General features: G+C 39.9%; 27 protein-coding genes and 1 pseudogene. All 28 read left to right on the forward strand.

From position 1 onward, the window contains the following. Positions 1-107 precede the first annotated feature (107 nt). The 28 genes and pseudogenes from codY to NYE63_RS08880 all read left to right on the forward strand — a co-directional run bounded on the left by codY (position 108) and on the right by NYE63_RS08880 (position 23,146). The gene (gene codY / locus NYE63_RS08745; RefSeq protein WP_057278408.1) at positions 108-887 is read left to right on the forward strand and encodes a GTP-sensing pleiotropic transcriptional regulator CodY; all 780 of its coding nucleotides are present in this window, start codon (positions 108-110) and stop codon (positions 885-887) included. Between the two features lie 766 nt (positions 888-1,653). Further along, a complete protein-coding gene (flgB, locus tag NYE63_RS08750) occupies positions 1,654-2,049 on the forward strand; it encodes a flagellar basal body rod protein FlgB (RefSeq protein WP_342604823.1) in 396 nt (131 codons plus the stop codon). Continuing rightward, positions 2,049-2,507: a flagellar basal body rod protein FlgC gene (flgC, locus tag NYE63_RS08755; RefSeq protein WP_342604824.1), complete on the forward strand. Its 459-nt coding sequence runs from the start codon at positions 2,049-2,051 to the stop codon at positions 2,505-2,507. Before flgB ends, flgC begins: the two co-directional genes overlap by 1 nt. A gap of 23 nt (positions 2,508-2,530) precedes the next feature. Next, a complete protein-coding gene (gene fliE / locus NYE63_RS08760) occupies positions 2,531-2,839 on the forward strand; it encodes a flagellar hook-basal body complex protein FliE (RefSeq protein WP_342604825.1) in 309 nt (102 codons plus the stop codon). Between the two features lie 94 nt (positions 2,840-2,933). Beyond that, positions 2,934-4,532 (forward strand): flagellar basal-body MS-ring/collar protein FliF, encoded by a 1,599-nt coding sequence (gene fliF, locus NYE63_RS08765; RefSeq protein ID WP_342604826.1) that lies wholly within the window; start codon positions 2,934-2,936, stop codon positions 4,530-4,532. 13 nt (positions 4,533-4,545) lie between these two features. Then, a complete protein-coding gene (gene fliG / locus NYE63_RS08770; RefSeq protein ID WP_342604827.1) occupies positions 4,546-5,565 on the forward strand; it encodes a flagellar motor switch protein FliG in 1,020 nt (339 codons plus the stop codon). After that, positions 5,558-6,322, forward strand: a complete 765-nt coding sequence (gene fliH / locus NYE63_RS08775) for a flagellar assembly protein FliH (protein WP_342604828.1) — start codon at positions 5,558-5,560, stop codon at positions 6,320-6,322. Before fliG ends, fliH begins: the two co-directional genes overlap by 8 nt. A gap of 2 nt (positions 6,323-6,324) precedes the next feature. Then, a complete protein-coding gene (gene fliI, locus NYE63_RS08780; RefSeq protein WP_342604829.1) occupies positions 6,325-7,644 on the forward strand; it encodes a flagellar protein export ATPase FliI in 1,320 nt (439 codons plus the stop codon). 2 nt (positions 7,645-7,646) lie between these two features. Next, a complete protein-coding gene (gene fliJ, locus NYE63_RS08785; RefSeq protein WP_342604830.1) occupies positions 7,647-8,093 on the forward strand; it encodes a flagellar export protein FliJ in 447 nt (148 codons plus the stop codon). Between the two features lie 4 nt (positions 8,094-8,097). Beyond that, positions 8,098-8,715, forward strand: coding sequence for a hypothetical protein (locus tag NYE63_RS08790; protein ID WP_342604831.1), 618 nt, complete (start codon positions 8,098-8,100; stop codon positions 8,713-8,715). A gap of 25 nt (positions 8,716-8,740) precedes the next feature. Then, the gene (locus tag NYE63_RS08795; protein ID WP_342604832.1) at positions 8,741-10,042 is read left to right on the forward strand and encodes a flagellar hook-length control protein FliK; all 1,302 of its coding nucleotides are present in this window, start codon (positions 8,741-8,743) and stop codon (positions 10,040-10,042) included. An 8-nt stretch (positions 10,043-10,050) separates the two neighbouring features. After that, positions 10,051-10,686: a flagellar hook assembly protein FlgD gene (gene flgD, locus NYE63_RS08800; RefSeq protein WP_342604833.1), complete on the forward strand. Its 636-nt coding sequence runs from the start codon at positions 10,051-10,053 to the stop codon at positions 10,684-10,686. Between the two features lie 11 nt (positions 10,687-10,697). After that, positions 10,698-10,859, forward strand: coding sequence for a hypothetical protein (locus tag NYE63_RS08805; protein ID WP_342605888.1), 162 nt, complete (start codon positions 10,698-10,700; stop codon positions 10,857-10,859). Next, a pseudogene (locus NYE63_RS08810) lies at positions 10,807-10,914 on the forward strand (flagellar protein); the annotation flags it as partial. The gene NYE63_RS08805 and the pseudogene NYE63_RS08810, both read left to right, overlap by 53 nt. A gap of 72 nt (positions 10,915-10,986) precedes the next feature. After that, positions 10,987-12,252 (forward strand): flagellar hook protein FlgE, encoded by a 1,266-nt coding sequence (locus tag NYE63_RS08815; RefSeq protein WP_342604834.1) that lies wholly within the window; start codon positions 10,987-10,989, stop codon positions 12,250-12,252. Between the two features lie 49 nt (positions 12,253-12,301). Beyond that, complete coding sequence (locus NYE63_RS08820) at positions 12,302-12,517, forward strand: flagellar FlbD family protein (protein ID WP_342605713.1); 216 nt, start codon at positions 12,302-12,304, stop codon at positions 12,515-12,517. Continuing rightward, the gene (gene fliL / locus NYE63_RS08825; RefSeq protein WP_342604835.1) at positions 12,514-12,942 is read left to right on the forward strand and encodes a flagellar basal body-associated protein FliL; all 429 of its coding nucleotides are present in this window, start codon (positions 12,514-12,516) and stop codon (positions 12,940-12,942) included. The genes NYE63_RS08820 and fliL overlap by 4 nt, the downstream gene beginning before the upstream one ends. A 52-nt stretch (positions 12,943-12,994) precedes the next feature. Next, complete coding sequence (gene fliM / locus NYE63_RS08830) at positions 12,995-13,993, forward strand: flagellar motor switch protein FliM (protein WP_342604836.1); 999 nt, start codon at positions 12,995-12,997, stop codon at positions 13,991-13,993. Continuing rightward, complete coding sequence (gene fliY, locus NYE63_RS08835) at positions 13,983-15,200, forward strand: flagellar motor switch phosphatase FliY (RefSeq protein WP_342604837.1); 1,218 nt, start codon at positions 13,983-13,985, stop codon at positions 15,198-15,200. The genes fliM and fliY overlap by 11 nt, the downstream gene beginning before the upstream one ends. A 17-nt stretch (positions 15,201-15,217) precedes the next feature. Beyond that, positions 15,218-15,580, forward strand: coding sequence for a response regulator (locus NYE63_RS08840; RefSeq protein WP_125161940.1), 363 nt, complete (start codon positions 15,218-15,220; stop codon positions 15,578-15,580). 15 nt (positions 15,581-15,595) lie between these two features. Continuing rightward, on the forward strand, positions 15,596-16,255 hold the full coding sequence (locus tag NYE63_RS08845) for a flagellar biosynthetic protein FliO (RefSeq protein ID WP_342604838.1): 660 nt from the start codon (positions 15,596-15,598) through the stop codon (positions 16,253-16,255). Beyond that, the gene (gene fliP, locus NYE63_RS08850; protein WP_342604839.1) at positions 16,252-16,917 is read left to right on the forward strand and encodes a flagellar type III secretion system pore protein FliP; all 666 of its coding nucleotides are present in this window, start codon (positions 16,252-16,254) and stop codon (positions 16,915-16,917) included. The genes NYE63_RS08845 and fliP overlap by 4 nt, the downstream gene beginning before the upstream one ends. A 14-nt stretch (positions 16,918-16,931) precedes the next feature. Next, complete coding sequence (fliQ, locus tag NYE63_RS08855; RefSeq protein WP_342604840.1) at positions 16,932-17,201, forward strand: flagellar biosynthesis protein FliQ; 270 nt, start codon at positions 16,932-16,934, stop codon at positions 17,199-17,201. A gap of 3 nt (positions 17,202-17,204) precedes the next feature. Next, on the forward strand, positions 17,205-17,981 hold the full coding sequence (gene fliR, locus NYE63_RS08860; protein ID WP_342604841.1) for a flagellar biosynthetic protein FliR: 777 nt from the start codon (positions 17,205-17,207) through the stop codon (positions 17,979-17,981). A 1-nt stretch (position 17,982) separates the two neighbouring features. Beyond that, positions 17,983-19,065 carry a flagellar biosynthesis protein FlhB gene (gene flhB / locus NYE63_RS08865; RefSeq protein WP_342604842.1) on the forward strand — a complete coding sequence of 361 codons (1,083 nt, stop codon included), beginning with the start codon at positions 17,983-17,985 and terminating at the stop codon, positions 19,063-19,065. Between the two features lie 40 nt (positions 19,066-19,105). Beyond that, the gene (flhA, locus tag NYE63_RS08870) at positions 19,106-21,142 is read left to right on the forward strand and encodes a flagellar biosynthesis protein FlhA (RefSeq protein WP_342604843.1); all 2,037 of its coding nucleotides are present in this window, start codon (positions 19,106-19,108) and stop codon (positions 21,140-21,142) included. Beyond that, a complete protein-coding gene (gene flhF, locus NYE63_RS08875; protein ID WP_342604844.1) occupies positions 21,139-22,296 on the forward strand; it encodes a flagellar biosynthesis protein FlhF in 1,158 nt (385 codons plus the stop codon). The genes flhA and flhF overlap by 4 nt, the downstream gene beginning before the upstream one ends. Further along, the gene (locus NYE63_RS08880) at positions 22,280-23,146 is read left to right on the forward strand and encodes a MinD/ParA family protein (RefSeq protein ID WP_342604845.1); all 867 of its coding nucleotides are present in this window, start codon (positions 22,280-22,282) and stop codon (positions 23,144-23,146) included. Before flhF ends, NYE63_RS08880 begins: the two co-directional genes overlap by 17 nt. Positions 23,147-23,154 lie beyond the last annotated feature (8 nt).

Here is a 23,154-nt window from a genome sequence, read left to right on the forward strand (position 1 = left end):
TAAGAAACAATTTTGGCAATGATTTGCCTACGCAATGAACATAAAATTACGGAAATACAACTTCATAGTTATTGTGAACCATGGTATTTTTAGGAGGAACAAATCAAATGAACTTATTAGCAAAAACAAGAAAAATCAATGCAATGCTCCAAAAAGCAGCAGGTAAAGCAGTTAACTTCAAGGAAATGGCTGAAAGTTTAAGTGAAGTTATCGAAGCGAATGTATTCGTCGTCAGCCGCCGTGGGAAATTACTTGGCATAGCGGTAAGTCAGCAAATTGAAAACGAACGCATGTACAAAATGTTGGAAGATAAACAATTCCCTGAGGAGTACACAAAAAACCTGTTCAATATACCTGAAACCTCTTCAAATCTTGATATCGAAAGCGAATATACTGCTTTCCCAGTCGAAAACAAAGAGCTTTTCGCAACTGGATTAACAACGATCGTACCGATTATGGGTGGGGGAGAACGTTTAGGAACATTGGTTCTTGCCCGATTACAAGAAAAATTTCACGATGATGATTTAATTTTGGCTGAATATGGTGCGACTGTAGTCGGTATGGAAATCCTACGTGAAAAATCAGAAGAGATAGAAGAAGAAGCTCGTAGTAAAGCTGTCGTTCAAATGGCAATTTCCTCGTTATCTTACAGCGAATTGGAAGCAATTGAGCACATCTTTGAGGAGCTTAAAGGTAATGAAGGTCTGCTTGTAGCATCCAAAATTGCAGACCGTGTTGGTATTACCCGTTCTGTTATCGTAAATGCACTAAGGAAACTGGAAAGTGCAGGAGTCATTGAATCACGCTCTCTTGGAATGAAAGGTACTTATATCAAAGTATTGAACGATAAATTCCTTCTTGAATTAGAGAAGCTTAAAAATAATTAACATATAGAAAGGCAGTCCTTGAAAAAGGGCTGCCTTTCTTTTGTGATATTTGGATGTGTTGCTGTCTGGGACTAACAGGAAAATGCGGGTGAATGACAGGGGGTTGAAAGGGAAAAGGGGTAATTAGTATTGATAATCTTATATCTGAAATGTGAATATAGGCGTGTTTCTATTAGAAGTTATAATAATAGCTAAATTTTTCTATAAAAAGGTAATTATATTATTATAAATGTTGAAATGATGAAAATGATCGTTGTTTTAATTTTTGATTTTAGAAAGTCTGTGGATACGGGTTTCAGTCATTAGGGAATTTTGTCGAATGGATCAGCACTTTGAATAAAACCGTTTTTTTTTTTTAAAAGAAAAAATGCATAAATTCTTTGTTATCTTATAAATCCTTATTTTAAAAGGGTGAAATCAACTAAAATTAAATGATTATTTGAAAGTAAATGTGAAAATTAGTCCTAAAGTATCAGGTATATGGATTCGTTTTTCGATATGATAAATAAGCTAATAGAAGTAAAATTTGGTTGATTTGTAGAAAAACATATTAAAATGTCATATAACGTAATATTAATCATGTAATCATACTAATGAAAACGACAAATTTGAGCAAATTATGACAATTTTCGACGATAATAGGTCTAAAGTCTGTGCATTGTTTATAGACATAGTTATAATGTTTCTTTAAAATTAAAACGGAAAAGTACTGGGTTATTTTATTGATAAAGTCATTATCTGTTAATTGTAGAAAGAGGTGATAGATGTGGAATTATTTTCAAATACTTTTCAATCATTAGAAAATGCCCTTAATTATTCTAATGCAAAACAAAAAGTCATTTCACAGAACATAGCCAATTCGGATACGCCTAATTATAAAGCTAAAGAAGTCGACAAAACACAATCCTTTAAAGCAGAGCTTGAATCTTCCCTGGAGTCATATCGTACCGATGAACGACATTTTACCTTCAAATCAGAGGGGAGTCATGTTTCTCACATCGTGACACAGAAAGATGTCCGATATAACAATAATGGAAATAGCGTAGATGTTGATAAGGAAATGAAAGATCTAGCTGCCAATCAGATTTATTATAATGCAGTAACCGACAGGCTTTCAGGTAAGTTTCAATCATTGCAGAATGTAATTAGGGGAGGTAAGTGATGGGAATATTCCAAAGTATAAACATGACCGGATCTAGCCTGACAAGTCAAAGGGTAAGGATGGATGTTATCTCTGCCAATATGGCCAATGCCGATACGACCAGGGCGGAATATGACGCCGAATCGAAAACATGGAAGCCATACACAAGAAAATCGGTTGTACTGCAAAGTAAGGAAAACGGTTTTTCGAGTTTCTTAAACGCAGCATCCGGAAGAACGAGCGAGGTAGGGAATGGAGTGAAGGTGACTGGAATAGTAAAAGATAAAACACCTTTTGAACTGGACTATAATCCCGAACATCCTGATGCCAATGAAGAAGGTTATGTTGAAATGCCAAATGTCGACCCGCTTCGGGAAATGGTTGATTTAATGAGTGTCACACGTTCATACGAAGCAAATGTGACAGTTTTAAATGCATCAAAGGGGATGATGATGAAAGCTTTGGAAATCGGAAAATAAAAGTTTGAAAGGAGATAGTTGATATGGAGGGGATTTCTCTTTCAGCAGTGAACAATGCAAATAATGTACTGAAAAAAGATCAAAGCAATACTAATACACCATACGAAGCACAGCAAAATTTTGCGTCGGTATTAAAAGAATCAATGAATAAAGTTAACGAAATACAAGTGGCATCTGATGATCTTACAACCCAATTAGTTAATGGAGCGGATGTTGAGCTTCATTCGGTGATGATAGCTTCACAAAAAGCCAGCGTTACCATGCAGGCTACATTAGAGGTTCGGAATAAGGTTGTGGAAGCCTACCAGGAAATGATGAGAATGAGTATATAGCATTCATTTTTTAACCTCATTAATATAGAGAAAAATGACCAGGGGGAAAAGAAATCCCCCAATCATAAATTCATAGACTGACCGGGGGATTTAAATGAATGAAGTACTAGTGAATATTAAAAACAAAATAACTGGTTATTGGACGAGCCGCAGTAAAAAACAAAAATTCATGATGTTTGGTTCAGCAGCATTAATTATCATCATCATTACAGCAGTTTCAATTTTAACCACGCGTACGACGCTGGTGCCCCTATATTCCAACTTAACTCCATCGGAAACGGGCAGCATTAAAGAAAATTTAGACAGTCAAGGGATTTTGAATGAAGTTTCTGAAAATGGAACGACAATAAAAGTTCCTGAAGAAAGACTAGATTCACTTAAAGTGGAACTTGCAGCTGAAGGAATTCCGGAATCAGGCAGTATCGACTATTCCTTTTTTAGTCAAAGTGCCGGTATCGGAATGACTGAAAATGAATTCAATGTCATTAAACTGGACTCGATGCAAACGGAATTGGCCAGTTTAATAAAAAAGATTGATGGTGTAGAAGATGCCAGTGTAATGATCACTCTTCCTGATAAAGGAGTTTTTGTCAGTGATTCAGCTGGGGAAGCGTCAGCGTCCATTGTATTGAATACGAAACCCGGTTATAAATTTGAAGAAAGTCAAATCAGCTCACTTTATCATCTGGTCTCAAAAAGTGTTCCGAATCTCCCTACAGATAATATCGTCATCATGAACCAAGAGTTTGAGTACTTCGATCTTGAAAATGAAAATTCTTCTTTCGCGTCCGCATTCGCTACCCAAAACGAAATTAAAAAAGAAATAGAACGCGATATTCAAAGACAGGTACAAAATATGCTTGGAACGATAATGGGGAGAGACAAAGTGGTTGTTTCTGTCACGACAGACATTGATTTCACTCAAGAAAACCGGGAAGAGAATTTAGTTGAACCGGTCGATGAAGAAAATATGGCTGGAATTGAGATTTCTGCGCAAAGAATCAATGAATCATATAGTGGGGACGCAGCAGGTGCAGGAGGCGTTCCGCAAAGTGAGGATTCCTCAGATTCATTGGGATCCAATTACGTTGAAGGCACAAACGGCTCCGGTGATTATGAAAAAGTCGATGAAACGATAAATAGTGAAGTGAACCGAATCAAGAAAGAAATAGTCGGAAGCCCATATAAAGTTAAAGATTTAGGTATTCAGGTCATGGTCGAACCGCCCACTGCCGCCGATCCGAATTCTTTATCTCAGCAGAGTGTGGATGATATTACACAAATCCTTGGTACGATAATACGCACGACAATCGAGAAAAAAGCTGAAGGGGAAGAACTGACGGACGAGGAGCTTAATAATAAAATTGCGATTTCCGTTCAGCCGTTCAACGGAAAAATGACGTTGCAAAAAGATGAAACGAATCCTTCGTTACCAATATGGGCATACATCGTCGGTGGAGTGCTAATACTTGCCATTATCATTCTCTTAATCTTATTCCTCCGAACCCGAAAGCAAGCTGATATGGAAGAGGAGTACGTGGTTGAAGAGGAGGAAGTCGTATTCGATGTTCCGGATTTGAACAAAGAGAAGGAAACGGAAGCATCTTTAAAAAGAAAACAACTGGAGAAACTTGCAAAAGAAAAGCCGGATGAATTTGCAAAATTATTAAGAAGCTGGATAGCAGAAGACTAGGAGGCTTTAGAAAGTGACAGAAAGAAAAAAAAAGGCCGGATTAACTGGCAAACAGAAAGCTGCCATCCTCCTCATTTCCTTAGGCCCGGATGTTTCTGCATCTGTATATAAGCATCTTTCTGAAGAGGAAATTGAGAGATTGACCCTTGAAATTTCAGGAGTGAGGAAAGTGGACTCCCATGATAAAGAAGAAATTCTGGAAGAATTCCATAATATTGCTTTAGCACAGGATTACATCTCGCAGGGCGGGATAGGATATGCGAAGCAAGTACTTGAAAAGGCATTAGGTACTGATCAGGCAACCGCCATCATTAACCGTTTAACATCATCCTTACAGGTTCGTCCATTCGACTTTGCACGAAAGGCAGATCCTGGACAGATCTTGAATTTCATCCAGAACGAGCATCCGCAGACCATTGCATTAATCTTGTCATATCTTGATCCCACGCAGGCTGGACAAATATTGTCTGAACTTCCGCAAGAGGTGCAGGCCGATATTGCAAGAAGGATTGCTTTAATGGATAGCACTTCTCCGGAAATCATCAATGAAGTGGAGCAAATACTCGAAAGGAAACTTTCTGCGACAGTAACCCAAGATTATTCACAGACCGGTGGAGTGGAAGCCGTTGTAGATGTGTTGAATGGTGTTGACCGCTCAACGGAAAGAACGATCTTGGATGTACTTGAAATCCAAGATCCGGAGCTTGCTGAGGAAATCAAGAAACGAATGTTTGTTTTTGAAGATATCGTGACCCTTGATAGCAGAGCGATTCAGCGCGTGGTCAGGGAATCTGATAACGAAGACCTTAAACTTTCTCTTAAAGTGGCTAGTGATGAAGTGAAGGAAATCGTTTTCCGAAACATGTCAAAACGTATGGTTGAAACGTTCCAGGAAGAAATGGAATATATGGGGCCTGTACGTTTGCGTGATGTAGAAGAAGCACAATCAAGGATTGTTGCCGTCATTCGACTACTGGAAGAAACTGGAGATATCGTGATTGCCCGCGGCGGAGGGGATGATATCATTGTCTAGGATTATCAAATCCCAGCAGGCTAACCAGGACAAAAGCAAAAAGATTGCGATAAAAGTTCGCCCTTTTGACTTACTTCAAAATGATGATGCAGATGAACGGAAAAACCATCATTATTTTCAATCTGATGAATTTCTCAATGATGCTAAACAAGAAGCGGAAACGTTATTGCTCGATGCTAAACAAAAAGCCCAAGCGATTGCTGCGGAAATCCAGCAAGACCGAGAACAATGGGAGAATCAAGAAAAAGCAATGTTTATCGAACAAGCTCAAAAAGAAGGGTATCAGCAGGGAGTCGAAGATGGTATCCAAAAGGGTTATAACGAGATTGCAGCGGAAATAGCCTTCGCAAAAGAAGTGGTAGGGTCCTCTAAAAAAGATTATCGGCACAATATCGAATCATCTGAAACCGTTATTCTGAATCTTGCCCTGAAGGTGGCAGAGAAAATTATCGGGCAACAGTTTGAAAAAGATGAAGAGTCTTTTTTATCCATAGTCAAAAGAGCCATCAAAGAGGTGAGGGATTACCGTGAAGTGCAATTGCATATCCATCCGATCCAATATCAATCGATTCTTTCTCATAAAGATGAGTTGATGGCAATCTTTCCGAAAGATACTGAGTTGTATATCTTTCCGGATGATGAGCTTGAAGTAGGCAGCTGTATCATCGAATCCGAAAACGGAAGGATGGACGCCAGTGTCGACAGTCAGCTGCAGGAAATAAAAGTGAAACTAACTGAATTGCTGGAAGGGGAGTAAAGATGAAAACTAGAGACCTATTGCCCTTAGTTGATGAAGTTGATCCATTCAAACACTATGGACGGGTCAAATGTGTCGTGGGGCTAATGATAGAATCTCAAGGCCCTGAAAGCTCTGTAGGTGATGTTTGTTATATCTATACAGGAATACAAAAAAAGAAAAATCGAATCTTAGCTGAAGTTGTCGGTTTCCGTGATGAAATGGTTATTTTAATGCCATTTACAGCAGTTAGTGATATTGCACCGGGTTGTATCGTGGAAGGGAGCGGACGGAGCCTTGAGATAAAGGTGGGAAGCGGGCTAATTGGCAAAGTAGTCGATCCCTTGGGACATCCCATTGATGACTCACTGCTTCCAAAAGATCTCGCGACAATTTCTGTGGATCAAGATCCGCCGAATCCGATGAAACGACCTCCCATTAATGAACCGATAGATGTAGGAGTTCGGGTGATTGATAGTTTATTAACGGTTGGAAAAGGACAGCGTGTTGGTATCTTTGCAGGGAGCGGTGTCGGGAAAAGCACGTTGCTTGGTATGGTAGCAAGGAATACGACGGCTGACTTAAACGTAATCGGTCTTATTGGAGAACGCGGCCGTGAAGTTCGAGAATTCATTGAGAAAGATCTTGGACCAGAAGGGCTGGCACGATCAATCGTTGTAGTGGCGACATCTGACCAGCCAGCGTTGATGAGGATAAAGGGTGCTTTGACGGCAACTGCCATCGCGGAATATTTTCGTGATAAGGGATTGAATGTGATGCTGATGATGGATTCGGTCACAAGGGTTGCGATGGCCCAGAGGGAAATTGGGCTTGCTATCGGGGAACCGCCGACGACCAAAGGATATACGCCATCCGTTTTTGCTATTCTTCCAAGGTTACTCGAAAGAACGGGAACAAATCAGTTGGGGACCATTACAGCTTTTTATACGGTACTAGTCGACGGTGATGATATGAATGAACCGATTGCTGATGCTGTCAGGGGAATTTTGGATGGTCACTTCATCCTAGACCGTAACTTGGCCAATAAAGGACAGTTTCCAGCGCTCAATGTATTAAAGAGCATTAGTCGTGTCATGAACAATATTGTTGGTGACAAGCATAAAAATGCCGCAGAAAAATTGCGGGCAAGTTTATCAACCTATATGGAGTCGGAAGATTTGATTAATATAGGAGCTTATAAGAAGGGTTCTTCCAAACAAATTGATAACTCGATTACACGCTATCCGGAAATCATTTCATTTTTGAAGCAAGGAACCCATGAAAAAGCTTCCAAAGATAATAGTATCAACGCCCTTGTCGAATTGATGGAGAAAGGTGATTAATAATGATTTATCAATATAAATTCGAGAAGATCCTGACCATCAAAGAAAAAGAAAAAACCGATGCACTAGCTAAATATAATGCTGCTTTAAAAAAATTTGAAGAAGTGGCAGAAAAGTTATATAAGCTTTTAAAGAAAAAAGAAGAGTTGCTTGAGTTTCAACAGGAAAAGCTGCGAAATGGATTATCCGTTCAGGAAATTCGTCATCATCAGTTATTTATGGACAACTTGGAAAAACTCTTAAGTTACTGTCAACAAGAAGTCATTGAAGCGCGATACAAGATGAATAATCAACGGGATATATTAATGGAAAGAAATATTGAGGTTAAAAAGTACGAGAAATTGAAAGAAAATGGTTTTCTTAAATTCCTCGATGTCATTAAGGAAGCTGAGAACAAACAAATGGATGAAATATCTATCCGGCAATTCTTAAGCAAAGGCGTAAGGTGATGGAATGCGTAAAAAAAGTGAATCTAATGGATTGGAAGAATTGGAAGAAAGCAAGATAAGTAAGTTTCAATGGTTTCTTGTCATCGTCATTCCATTAATCTTTGCGGTAACTGTAGCGTTGATCGTTTTTACAGTTGCAGGGGTGAATGTAGTGGAAAAGGCAAAGGAAATGTCTGCGAAAATACCCTTCATTGAATCGGATCAAAAGGATGAAGAGAAGGGGAAGCCAGCCAAGAATGATGAGAAAGTTTCCATGAAACTCGAAAAATTAGAAAACGAGATTGAAAACAAGGAAAAAGAGATAGAAAAGCTTGAGAACATCATTGATACACGTGACAAGGCCATTGCAAAGGCAGAAGCGGAAAAACAGCAGCTTCAAACAGAAATGAATCAATTTAGGGATAGTCAGAATAATAGTAAACAAGCGTTTAAAGATATAATCCGTACTTATGAAACTATGGCTCCCAAGAAGGCTGCACCTATCATTATGGAAATGAATGATGAAGATGCAGTGGAGATTCTCTCAAGTATGAAAGCAGCCACTTTAGCTAAGGTTTTGGAGCAAATGAATACGGCTGATGCTGCAAGGTTAACGAAGAAACTAACGGAACAAAGTTCTTAAGTGGAAAGAGTGAGAAGGTGAATATATGAATTCAGCGATTAATTCTTTACTTCCCTTGGCATCATTAGGTCTAAAGGGACCAGGTAAGCCAAATCAGCAAACTGATTCAGAGTTTGGTTCAGTCCTTCAATCAGCCATTGGGACAGAACCTCCCATTCCATCGGATATAGGCGCCATCACCGAAGGACGAATGTCTGTAATAAAGGATTTGCTTGGTTTTTTGAAACTTGAAAGGCTAAGTGAAACATGGGAAGAGAGAGTTGCCGAAGCCTCTTCTGTAAACCAACAAGACAACAACCTTATTTTACAGGTCCTAAAAAATGTAGCCGGAAATGATGAGGGTGCCCTTGATGATTTCTTTGGGAGCATCGAGGATCTGGATTTAGAACAAGAAGTGGATGACTTCAGCCTGAATCCACAAAGTTTGTTATCAGCCAATGTCATGGATCTGTATACCATCCTGAAAAAAATTACTGTTTTGAGCGAAGAAAAATGGCATGACCCCTCATTATCCGGTGTGGTGAATCTTTTGAAGCTGGTGAAAACTCAAGATCTTCACTCAGAAAATAAGGATATGACCCAAGATGAAGCGGCCATCCAGAAACAAATGAAACATCTGCTTGAAGGGTTAACGGGAAAGTTGGAGAGATGGCTGTCCAATCAGTCAAAAGCAGAACCTGATCAATCCTACACTCTGGAGAAAGGGCAAAATAAAACATTAGAAACATTGAAAAGTGCATTCTCGCAATTATCCGGGAGTGACAAGGGAAATAAAGACGGGACAGTAAGCAGCGGTGTGACTTTGCAAAGTCCGGATAGTGGTAAACATCAAGGGACTGGTATGCCTTTTCTCATGACAAAGCTGGAGCAATTCGTCTTGGCAGCTCCCAAAGGTGAGCAAACTGTAAGTCAAGAAGAGTTTGTTAAACAATTTGAAAATATTTTGAGTAAGGCGAACTTTAGCGGAACTAACGGTGTAAATAAACTTTTGATCAGATTGACTCCTGAATATTTAGGTTCCCTAAGAATCGAGTTGATTCAAAAGGATGGTATGCTGTCAGCCAAGATTATGGCCTCTACTGCTCAGGCCAAAGATATGCTGGAGAATCAGATTCATGGCTTAAAACAAGCCTTTAGCGGACAAAACATTCCAATTGAAAGAATTGAAATATCACAGGCCTTCAATGCTTTTAACTCTGAGAAATTCAGCCATAAAGATGCGGATGAACATAATGAACAACAGGAGAGTAAGGAAGAAAGCAATGATGAAACGGAAAGCGAGTTTACGGGATCCCTTGCCGATGCTCTGTTAAATCTGGAAGTGTAGGTGAAAAAATGACGACCATCGATACGTCACTATTATTATCAAAATCTCAAACTGAAAACAGAAAAACCGGGGATGCATTGGGAAAGGATGATTTCTTGAAATTGTTGCTTACCCAGCTTCAAAATCAAGATCCGTCAAGTCCGATGGACAATACGGAATTTATCGCCCAAATGGCCACTTTTTCTTCTCTCGAACAGATGATGAATATGGGAGTCCAAATGGAAGAAATAATCGGGATCAATCAACAAAATAGTTTAATGAACTATAACTCATTTGTCGGAAAGGAAGTCACTTGGCACAAATTGGATGAGGGCGATGATGACCTTGCGATAGAAGAAGGGAAAGGCATCGTGAAGTCGATCCAATATAAGGGTGATGGTGTTTATTTTCTTTTAGAAGATGGCACGAAGCTTGAACCCGCAAATATTTCAGCAATGAAACAAACAAGTTCCACGTCGAACAGCTTGACGGCGGCAAGTGAATTAATAGGCAAGCGCGTTTCCTGGATGGACGAAAAAAATGGAGAGTATTCCGCTGTTGTAATCTCGGTATCCATGAGTAATGGCAAGCTGGAAATTGAAGTGGATGATGAAAACAACACCAAGTTATCATCAGAGCAATTGATAAAAATCGCTGAAGCTTAAGGGACGGGAATATGAATGAACTTGGTTTTCAAGCAAATTCCGCTCAGCTTTTGCCACACCTCATTGGCTTAATGCTTTTGAAAGTCTTGCTGGATCACTGCCTTTGCCTTAACGGTAATTTTGTTAGTAAGCACGAAAAACAACAAGGTCATCACGGTCATGGACAGGGATGAAGCAACATCAATATTTTTCACGAACATCAATGGAACCATAATTTTAGATAAATAGGCTGGACCTAAAACAGGAAGCCTAGACTGTGGAATGACGGAAGCAGTCGTTATATGAAAGGGGAGCTTTTACATGCTTCGTTCAATGTATTCGGGAATAAGCGGATTAAAAAACTTACAAACAAAATTGGATGTTATCGGTAATAACGTCGCCAATGTCAATACATATGGTTTCAAAAAAAGCCGTGTGACATTCAGCGATGCGATGAACCAAACGGTATCTGGTGCAAGTGCAGCAACAGCCAATAAAGGCGGAACCAATTCTAAACAAATTGGATTGGGCTCCACGATTGCTACAATCGATACGATCCATACACAGTCAAGCCTGCAAACCACCGGCCGCGATCTTGATTTAGGAATATCTGGTGATGGTTATTTCGTCGTCAAACAAGGCGATTCTCTTTCATATACACGTGCAGGAAACTTTTATTTGGATGATAATGGTACGCTTGTTAATGCGAATGGTTTGAAAGTACAGGCTTACAATGTTGATGAAAACGGGAAACGATCAAAAACGATTGGCGATGTTGCTGTTAACGTCAATGCGATTTTACCTGCCATTACCACTACTAAAATATCAGTAAGTGGAAATCTAGCTGCTGACGCAATTGATGGTACCGTATTTAGCCAGCAAATGAAAGTCGTGGATGAAAAGGGGAAAGAACAAACGGCAACTATTTATTTCCAAAAAACGGGTGGTGATAAATGGGACCTTTTTGATGAAGAAACTGCTGCTTTGGGGGATACATCAACTACTAAACCAAAACCGTTCACTTCGGTAAGTTTCGATGCTAATGGTCAGATAGTGGCAGCTGATAAAACCCAGGCAGGTCAAACCATTAACATTTCAAGCGGCAAAGAGGATGACTTGGATACAGCGGTCGATGAAAGCGTTCAAAAAGTTAATTTGGATTTTGATTTCTCGAACCTTACTCAAGTTAAAGGTTCCACCACTGCTCTTGTCAATCCGAATGGTAATAAAGAAGGTAAACTGGAAAGCTTTAATATTGGTTCATCAGGGGAAATAAATGGCGTTTATTCCAACGGTCTGATCACAACCTTAGGTCAACTGGCCGTCGCCAAGTTTTCCAATGCAACAGGCTTGACGAAAACGGGTGGTAATACTTTTCAGGAATCAATCAATTCAGGTACTGCAAACATCAATATCGCAGGTGAGGGGCGAGGTGTGATTGCATCAGGTTCTTTGGAAATGTCCAATGTGGATTTATCCGAAGAGTTTACTGAAATGATCGTTGCGCAACGTGGTTTCCAGTCGAATTCAAGGATCATCACGACGTCGGATGAAATTTTACAGGAATTGGTTAACTTAAAACGATAGGATAAGGGAGGGAGGAACCGGGTGCTCTTTGCTCTGGCTCCTAAATATCATTATCAAAGTCACAAGGCTCAATGGAAAATGCTTTCATATCAATGCATTGTACATTGACACAGTCGAGGTATTTCCAGATACGACCATTACTTTTACAAATGGTAAGAAAATCGTTGTGCTAGAGAAGGAAGAGGAACTGGTTGAAGCTATTATACAATTTTATCGTACCGTTAATATTCTCGGTTTTCGTAAGGATGTGGAGGAAAGTCCATGAAAAAAAATCTAATGACTATTATGTTGATTATACTCGCGGCTATAACGCTTGTTGGTGTCATAGCGGTCGTGGTTGTGACAAAGTTATCTGATCCCACATCTGCCGAAGATAAACCTAGCATTGACGAAATTGTCAAATCATCAGTTGAGATTCCTGAAATTACTACGAATCTTGCCGGCAATGATTATATCAAAATCTCATTTATGGTCCAAACAGAAAATAAAAAAGCAAAAGAAGAGTTGGAAAAAAGAAATTTTCAAGTGAAAAATATTATCATTACCGAACTGTCCGAAATGAAAGCGGAAGAGTTAACCGGTAAAAAAGGCAAGGAAAAGCTTCAAGAAGTGTTAAAGACTAGATTGAATGAATTAATGGAAGAAGGAAAAGTTGAAAAGGTTTATATAACCTCCTCGATTCTGCAATAAGAACATCCTTGCTTCATTAAATAAGAAGGGGAAGCTTTGGAGGTGAGTGTTAATGTCCGGGGAAATATTATCGCAAAATGAAATCGATGCTTTGTTATCGGCCATTTCCACAGGTGAAATGGATGCAGATGATTTAAAAAAAGAAGAAGTAGAAAAAAGAGTGAAAGTATACGACTTTAAAAGGGCGCTTCGGTTTTCAAAGGATCAAATCCGCAGTTTGACTAGGATACACGAGAACTTTGCAAGACTGCTGACCACATACTTCTCTGCTCAGCTTAGAACATATGTCCAAATATCCGTTGCTTCGGCAGATCAAATACCATACGAAGAGTTTATCCGATCGATTCCGAAAATGACCATCATGAATGTTTTTGAGGTGCCGCCCTTGGATGGCCGAATCATTCTTGAGGTCAATCCGAATATAGCTTATTCCATGATGGATCGTGTTTTGGGCGGGCGGGGCATAAGCGTGAATAAGGTTGATAGTTTAACGGAAATAGAAACGAAAATCATGTCGAATTTATTCGAGAAGGCTTTTGAAAATTTACAGGAGGCTTGGGGAACGATTGTTGAAATCGAACCGGTGATGACAGAGTTCGAGGTGAATCCACAATTTTTACAACTGGTTTCGCCCAATGATACTGTTGTGGTCATTTCCTTGAATACACAAATCGGCGAAACGAGCGGTATGATTAATGTTTGCATTCCTCACGTCGTATTGGAACCGATCATACCAAAGTTATCTGCTCATTATTGGATGGAAAATTCCCAAAAGGAAAAAATCCCAGAGGAAATCATGATTTTGGAAAAGCGGATTCGAAACGCAGATCTTCCCATTATTTCTGAACTTGGTTCTACGGACATCACCATCGAGGATTTTTTGATGCTTGATGTTGGCGATGTCATCGATTTAAATAAGGCAATTGATGAACCTTTGAAGATTACAATTGGAGGGATCCCAAAATACAGCGGGCAGCCAGGAAAAGTGGGAAAAAAACATGCTATCCAGATTCTTGATATTTTGAAAGGGGGAGACGAAGATGGTAAGTGATGGAATGCTTTCGCAAGACGAGATAGATGCCCTTTTAAAAGGTACAAGTGATATAGAAGATGAGGTGATCCCTCTCTCGATTGACGACTATTTATCAATGATGGAACTTGATGCCCTCGGTGAAATTGGTAATATTTCCTTCGGAAGTTCGGCCACTGCCCTATCCACTTTGTTGAATCAGAAGGTGGAAATCACCACCCCGACGGTTACCTTAATTGAACGGGGACAGATTGCGGAAGAATTCCCGCATCCGTATGTAGCGATTCAAGTGCAATATACAGAAGGTTTTTCGGGTATAAATATGCTGGTCATCAAGCAGAGCGATGCTGCTATCATTGCAGATTTGATGCTTGGAGGAGATGGGGAGAACCCTTCTGGTCTGCTAGGAGAAATTCAATTGAGTGCTGTCCAGGAAGCCATGAACCAAATGATGGGTTCCGCTGCTACATCCATGTCGACCATATTTAGTAAAAAAGTGGATATTTCTCCACCTAGCATAGATTTACTTAACTTTCTAAAAGGTGAAGGTGAAAATGCGATACCGGACGAGGATTTATTTGCAAAAATCTCGTTCCGTCTCCGTGTCGGTAACTTAATTGATTCCAGTATTATGCAATTATTGCCATTAGAGTTTGCTAAAGGGTTAGTTTCTGAATTATTAAATGGGACGAGCGAAAGCGAACCTACCGATATGAAAACGAAAAAAGTACTTAGTGATCCAGTAACAAATATTCCAACTCAGGAGCCGGCACCATTCCAGGACGCCCGGTCTGATCGATCGGCAAATGAAACTTATGGACAAGGCGGTCGCCAAACGCAACCTACGAACCAAATACCGAATGTACCACAACATTTTGGAGTTTCATCCGTACCAACAGGACAGCCGGTAAATGTTCAGCCTGCCAGTTTCACTGATTTTCAGCCTTTTCAGCTTCAGGAGTCTGAAACGAAAAATCTCAGCATGCTGATGGATATCCCTTTGCAAGTAACTGTGGAGCTTGGAAGAACGAAACGCTCCGTCAAGGATATTTTGGAGCTATCCTCCGGATCGATCATCGAATTGGATAAATTAGCAGGGGAGCCAGTAGATATCCTGGTAAACAGCCGCTTGATAGCAAAAGGTGAGGTAGTGGTGATTGATGAAAACTTTGGAGTACGTGTTACGGATATCATGAGTCAAAGTGACCGATTAAATAAAATAAGATAATTCGGGGGACGAAAATAATGGCTAATAGAATTTTAATTGTGGACGATGCAGCATTTATGAGAATGATGATAAAGGATATCCTTTCTAAAAATGGTTTTGAAATAGTCGGGGAAGCGGCAGATGGCGCCCAAGCAGTGGATAAATATAAAGAAACCCTTCCGGATCTTGTAACGATGGATATAACCATGCCCGAAATGGATGGAATTACAGCATTAAAGGAAATTAAAAAGGTAAATCCTCAAGCTAAGGTCATTATGTGTTCAGCGATGGGGCAGCAAGCCATGGTCATTGATGCGATCCAGGCTGGTGCAAAAGACTTTATCGTGAAGCCATTCCAGGCAGACCGTGTATTGGAAGCCATAAATAAAGCATTAAGTTAAGAGGGTGTCTTCATATTGTTTTTAATTAAAAAATGGCTTCAGGTCTCACTGATGTTAGCAGTATTCTTCTCTGGGGCCATACAGGCCCATGCGGAAGATCTTGAAAAAACAGTGAAGGATGTTTATGAACAGCCAGATGATTTAAAGGTGGATAATGATGAATCAAAAGACTCGAAGTCTGCCAAACAGGCTTCGAATCCTGACAAAGTTGGGATAACTGTTTGGGAGTTTCTAAGGATGATATTTGCTACTATTTTTGTAGTGGCCCTTCTATATATCTTGTTAAAATTCATCAATAAAAAAAGTAAATCGTATCAAAAGGCAAATTCAGTGGAGAATTTAGGAGGTACGAGCCTTGGTGCAAATCGTTCTGTCCAGCTTGTTAAAGTCGGCGGGCGAATATTGGTGATCGGGGTTGGCGAAAATATTCAGCTCTTGAAAGAAATAGATGATCCCGAGGAATATGAACAGCTTTTGAAAGATCACAACGATAAGATCGATCATATGATCCAGCCTGGGGAACTTGCAATGAAGTTGAAAAATAAGTGGTTGAAGAAAAGCGGATCCGAAACCGCTAGTTTCTCCGCAGAGTTCAAAAATCAACTTGATCAAATGTCTGATAGCAGGAAAAAGCTGTTAAACGAGCTTGGTAGGAAAGGAAGAGACAAGGAATGAATGAGTTCATGGAGTTTTTTAATAACAGTGATCCCACTAATGTCTCTACTTCTGTCAAACTTGTTCTTCTAATGACTGTCTTATCGCTGGCTCCAAGCATATTGATCTTGATGACCTGTTTTACAAGAATCATCATTGTCCTGAGCTTTGTGAGAACGTCGCTAGCTACCCAGCAGATGCCGCCGAATCAGGTGTTGGTCGGCCTGGCACTTTTCATGACATTCTTCATAATGGCACCGACTTTTCAGGAAGTGAATGAAAAGGCATTAACCCCGTTATTTAATGAAGAGATAGATTTAGAAGAGGCATATGTACAGGCCTCGATACCATTTAAGCAATTCATGAGTGCCCATACAAGGCAAAAGGACCTGGCGTTATTCTTGGAGTATGCCAAGGTAGATAAGCCGGAAACGATACAGGACATTCCTTTGACTGCCTTTGTACCAGCCTTTGCCATCAGTGAAATCAAAACAGCTTTTCAAATAGGTTTTATGATTTTCATTCCATTTTTGGTTATTGATATGGTCGTAGCAAGTGTCCTGATGTCAATGGGAATGATGATGTTGCCGCCAGTTATGATTTCCCTGCCATTTAAAATCCTCCTTTTCATTCTTGTTGACGGATGGTATTTAGTAGTGAAGTCTTTATTACAGAGTTTTTAAGCAGGTGAGAAAAAATGAGTGCAGAGTTTGTTATTGATATAGCAGAAAAAGGCATTTATATGGTATTGATTATCGCTGGCCCATTGATGGTAATCGCTCTTATTGTAGGACTATTAGTAAGCATCTTTCAGGCGACTACACAGATTCAGGAACAAACCTTGGCATTTGTTCCAAAAATCGTCGCAGTCTTACTGGGACTCATTTTATTGGCTCCATGGATGCTGAGCCACCTATTAACATATGCAAATGAAATATTCGGTAATCTGAATCGATTTGTAGGGTAGGGCATGGAGGAATTATTTCCGCACTTTCCCGCCTTTTTATTAATTGTTGTACGGGTAACTACGTTTTTTGTGGCCATGCCGATTTTTTCGTACCGTTCAATACCGGTACAACATCGGGTAGGGCTTGGGATCTTCCTTGCCTGGATCATGTATTACACCATCGATACTCCGGTTCTGGAATTGGATGTCACATTTTATTTATTGATCATGAAGGAAGCGCTGGTTGGGCTTTTCATCGGTTTTGCAGCTTATATGATTTTATCGGCCGTTCAAATCGCTGGCGGATTGATTGATTTTCAAATGGGTTTTTCAATTGCGAATGTCATCGATCCCCAAACGGGGGCACAAAGCCCGTTGATGGGACAATACCTTTATACAATTGCTTTATTATTCCTATTGATTACTAACGGCCATCATTTGCTTTTGGATGGAATTTTTTATAGTTATCAGTTCATCCCGATAGACCAATTATTTGTACCATACGGAGATCATACACTGATAGAATATTTGGCCAAAGCTTTCAGCAAAGCTTTCATGATTGCTTTTCAAATGTCAATACCTGTAGTGGGAAGTATTTTTTTAGTGGATGTCACGCTAGGGATCCTTGCCAGGACAGTCCCTCAATTAAATGTGTTCGTTGTCGGGATTCCGGTAAAAATCATTGCCGGCTTAGCAGTTATCATACTGGTAATGGGGATGATGATGACGGTCGTAACCCAACTCTTCAATTTCTTGCTATTGACTATGCGTCAACTAATGCAGTTGATTGGAGGCGTTTGATATGGAGAGTTTTCAGCTGGATTTACAGTTTTTCGCTAGTGAGAAGACCGAAAAGGCGACTCCAAAAAAACGTCAGGATTCGAAGAAAAAAGGTCAGGTGGCAAAGAGTCAGGATGTAAATACCTCTGTGAATTTAATTGCAGTGTTTTCAGTGCTATTGCTTATGGGACCGTACATGTATAATCATTTGCTCGATTTCATGAAAGAATACCTGCACCATTTTACCTTGACTGGATTCAGCGAGGAGAATATGCAAATTATCATGATTGAGATTATAAAGGAGATGGGCCTTATCCTAGGACCCGTTTTCGCAGCAGCGATAGTGGCTGGGATATTGGCCAATGTCATGCAAATCGGTTTTTTGTTTTCGACTGAATCCATTCAGTTCAAACTTGATAAATTGGATCCCATTAAAGGATTCAAACGTATTTTTTCAATGAGGGCCATTGTTGAATTATTGAAATCCATTCTTAAAATATCATTTGTTGGTATTGTTACCTTTTATGTACTATGGCAGCGCATGGACGAGATTATGATTTTATCACAGATTTCTGTGGAAGATGCGATGGCAACATTGGCGGATATTACGATTAAAGTAGGATTTTATGCTGCCGTGGCGTTATTGTTCATTGCTCTATTAGACTATTTGTACCAAAAATATGACTTTGAAAAAAACATCCGGATGTCCAAACAGGATATTAAGGATGAGTATAAAAATTCCGAAGGGGACCCGCTCATCAAATCCAAGATAAAGCAAAAGCAAAGACAGATGGCCGCTCAAAGAATGATGCAGGAAATTCCCAATGCGGATGTCGTCATCACTAACCCGACGCATTTTGCTATTGCTTTAAAATATGATGAAGAAAAGGCTGATGCACCGTATGTAGTGGCAAAGGGTGTTGATTTTGTTGCTCAGAAAATTAAATTCATTGCTAAAGAAAACGATGTGATCATGGTGGAAAATCGGCCCTTGGCCAGATCTTTATATGATCAAGCTGAAGTAGGCCAGGCGATACCTGAAGAGTTCTTTAAGGCGGTCGCTGAAATACTGGCCTTTGTATATAAAACCAAAGGTAAACTGTAAAGAAGTAATAGGGTAACCCGCTAGTTAGGAGAGAAAAAACATGCGAGCAAGGGATTTAGTTGTTATATCGAGCGTCATCATGATCGTTGCCATGTTGGTCATACCATTGCCAACATGGTTGTTAAGTATTTTACTCCTTTTAAATCTCTCTCTTGCGTTGCTGGTTCTATTGACTACGATGAATATGAAAGAACCTCTCGAATTTTCAATCTTTCCTTCCTTGCTCCTTTTACTGACATTGTTCAGGCTGGGGTTGAATGTTTCAACGACTCGTGCCATTTTGACCTATGGTGATGCTGGAGGGGTTGTAGAAACCTTTGGGTCGTTTGTAGTCGGCGGAAACGTGCTTGTAGGATTAGTTGTATTCATCATTTTGGTCATCATCAATTTCATCGTCATCACGAAAGGTTCCGAACGGGTCTCGGAGGTAGCTGCAAGGTTTACGCTGGATGCGATGCCAGGGAAACAGATGGCCATAGATGCAGATTTAAATGCTGGGATGATCTCCGAAAACGAAGCACGTGCCAGAAGGGAAAAAATTAGTAACGAAGCAGACTTTTATGGATCCATGGATGGAGCGAGTAAGTTTGTTAAAGGGGACGCCATAGCGGGCATCATCATTGTCATCATTAACTTGATTTTCGGTATGATTATTGGCGTCATGCAATTGGATATGAGCTTTGGTGAATCAGCCATCCATTTTTCCATGTTATCGGTGGGTGACGGTATCGTGAGTCAGGTTCCTGCTTTATTGATTTCTACAGCTACGGGAATAGTCGTAACCCGGGCAGCCTCGAATGGAAACCTCGGAGCGGATATTGTTGAACAGTTATTTCAATTTCCCAAAATGCTTTACCTAACAGCAGCAACCATTTTCCTTTTAGGGTTATTCACTCCCATTTCCGACTTATTCACCATTCCGATTGCTGTTTTATTAGTCGTTGGAGGGTATACAATTTCAAGGATACCAAAGCAGGACGAAAGTGAAATACAAGAAATGGAAGAAGTGCTGGAAACCGATGAAATGAAAAGTCCAGAAAGCGTCGTTAACCTTTTAAGTGTCGACCCGATCGAATTTGAGTTCGGGTATGGATTGATTCCGCTTGCGGATGCCAATCAAGGGGGAGACCTGCTGGACCGGGTAGTCATGATCCGCAGGCAGCTTGCAATTGAATTGGGTCTCGTGATTCCTGTCGTCAGAATACGTGATAACATTCAGTTGAATCCCAATGAGTATCGTCTGAAGATTAAAGGAAGTGTCATGGCAAAGGGGGAATTGCTCCTTAATCATTTCTTGGCCATGAGTCCAGGGATGGAGGATGATTCAATAGAAGGAATCGATACGATAGAACCGTCTTTCGGTTTACCGGCCAAGTGGATTACGGATGAGATGAAAGAACATGCCGAGATGTTGGGGTATACAGTTGTGGACCCGCCAAGTGTTGTATCCACTCACTTGACGGAAGTCATAAAGGCCAATGCGCAGGAATTATTGGGCAGGCAGGAAACGAAACAATTGATTGATCATCTCCACGAATCGGCACCTATACTAGTTGAGGAAGTCACTCCGAATCCCTTGTCTATAGGAGAGGTACAAAAGGTATTGGCAAAATTATTGAAGGAAAAAGTTTCAATAAGGAACTTACCGATCATTTTCGAAACACTTGCTGATTATGGCAAGTTATCGACTGACACAGATTTGCTAACTGAATATGTAAGGCAGAATTTAGCAAGACAAATAACGAATTCTTTTATTTCGGATGAAAATAGAATTAAAGTCATAACATTTTCGGGAAAAGTGGAAAAGACCATCGCGGATGGTGTACAGCAAACCGAACATGGTAATTTTTTATCATTGGATCCAACTATATCGCAATCCATATTGGAGGCTATTGCAGCCAAATTGGAGGAGCTGACCCTAATGGATCACCAACCGATCTTGCTCTGCTCTCCAGCAATGAGGATGTATGCCCGGCAATTAACTGAACGTTATTTTCCTAATGTACCGATTCTTTCATACAATGAACTTGAATCGAATGTAGAAGTACAAAGTGTAGGGGTGGTGAATTTCGATTGAAGGTAAAGAAATATTTGGCACCATCAATGAACGAGGCAATGAAGCGAATAAGGGAAGAACTAGGCATTGATGCGGTAATCTTAAGCTCAAAGGCAGTATATACTGGTGGTTTCTTAGGATTATTCAAAAAGAGGAATATTGAAGTCATTGCAGCCATAGACCCTGTGTCCCAGCCGATCCAAACCGTAACCAAACAAAAGTCGAAGAAGTTGCCATCAAAGCTGGAAATAGAAAGTCATGCCCCAGAATCTAATGACGGCAGTAGGGATAGTGCTGACTTATTAAAAGAAATCGAAAGTTTGAAAGACATGCTAAAGAGTTTGCAAATCTATTCACCTAATAGAAAATTTCCGGGGAAACTGCAGAAAATCAACGAATACCTAACCGAGCAAGAAGTGGATATATCACTTAGGTCCCAAATCATGGATGAACTACTAGAAAAATGGTTCGTTTTTAAACAACGATCTACTGATGAAGAGGTTCAAGTTTGGTTAGAAGAAGCCATGTTCGCTATTTTGGAAAAGGTTGAAAACGGAAAACCCGGTCTGCAAAAAAAGTATATTAATATTGTTGGCCCAACAGGTGTGGGAAAGACAACGACCCTGGCAAAAGTAGCTGCGGAAACCATGTTGAAGCATGATAAAAAGGTGGCTTTCATTACGACGGATACATACAGGATTGCTGCAATAGATCAACTTAAGACATATGCCAAGATTTTAAACGTTCCAATTGAAGTCGCTTATAATTTGGAAGACTTCAAAAGGGCGGCTGAACGTTTCTCGCATTATGATTTTGTTTTTATTGATACGGCAGGAAGGAATTTCCGTAACCAGCAATATGTTAAGGATCTTAATGAAATCATCCATTTTACAGATGAGATGGAAACCTATTTAGTGTTGTCATTGACTTCTAAACAAAAGGATATGGAAGATATTTATCGTCAGTTTGCTACCATACCGATTAAACAGGTCATTTTTACAAAAGCGGACGAAACTTCCACTTTCGGGCCGATATTCAATTTAATACACACCCATAAATTAGGAGCCGCCTATATAACAGATGGACAGAATGTGCCGGACGATATTGAAATAGCTACATCATCAAAGCTATTGGAAACGGCTTTTGGGGCTAAAAAATATGAAAGATCAAGCTGAGAATTTACGAAGAAGATTGGAAGCCCGCCAAAATCATTCAATGGCCAAAACGATTGCCGTTTTAAGAGGTAAAGGTGGAGTGGGAAAATCAAACTTTTCTTTGAATTTTTCCATTGCCTTATCCAAAAGAGGCAAAAAAGTACTGTTGTTCGACATGGATATCGGTATGGGGAATATTGATATTTTGATCGGGGAGCACTCGCCCTGCAGTATTATAGATTTTTTTGAAAACGATTGTAGTTTGAAGGATATCATCATGGCAGGACCGGGAAATATTTCAATCATTACAGGTGGAACAGGGGTGACAAATCTCTTTTCACTTGATGAAGATAAGTATTCCCGTTTTAATGAAGAATTCAGTTTATTGTTGGCGAATTACGATTATATCATATTTGATATGGGTGCAGGCATCACTCAGGATTCCATGAAATTCATGTTATGTGTGGATGAATTAGTCGTTATCACCACGCCTGAACCTACTTCTATCATGGATACATATTCCGCAATGAAATATATTCATTCAGTAAATAAAGAGTTTCCATTGTTCCTAGTTTGCAATCGTGTTTTCACGAGTAAGGATGGCAAAGAAACGATTAAGCGGCTCCAAAATGCACTAGTGAAATTTTTGGGTCTGGAAACTGTAGCACTAGGGTACTTGCCAGATGATAGAACCGTACCCAAATCTGTTACAAAACAAATGCCCTTTCTCCTTTTCGATTCTGAAGCCGATGTATCCAAAGCCATTATGGACATTGCTTCGAGATATGTAAATCATTCATTTGGTGAAGAATTGACTTTGCAAAAAAGCCATTTCCTCCAAAATATGAAGAGATATTTTTTGGGAAAGTAGGTCTCCTA

Source organism: Peribacillus sp. FSL E2-0159 (genome assembly GCF_038643155.1).
GTDB lineage: Bacteria > Bacillota > Bacilli > Bacillales > DSM-1321 > Peribacillus > Peribacillus simplex.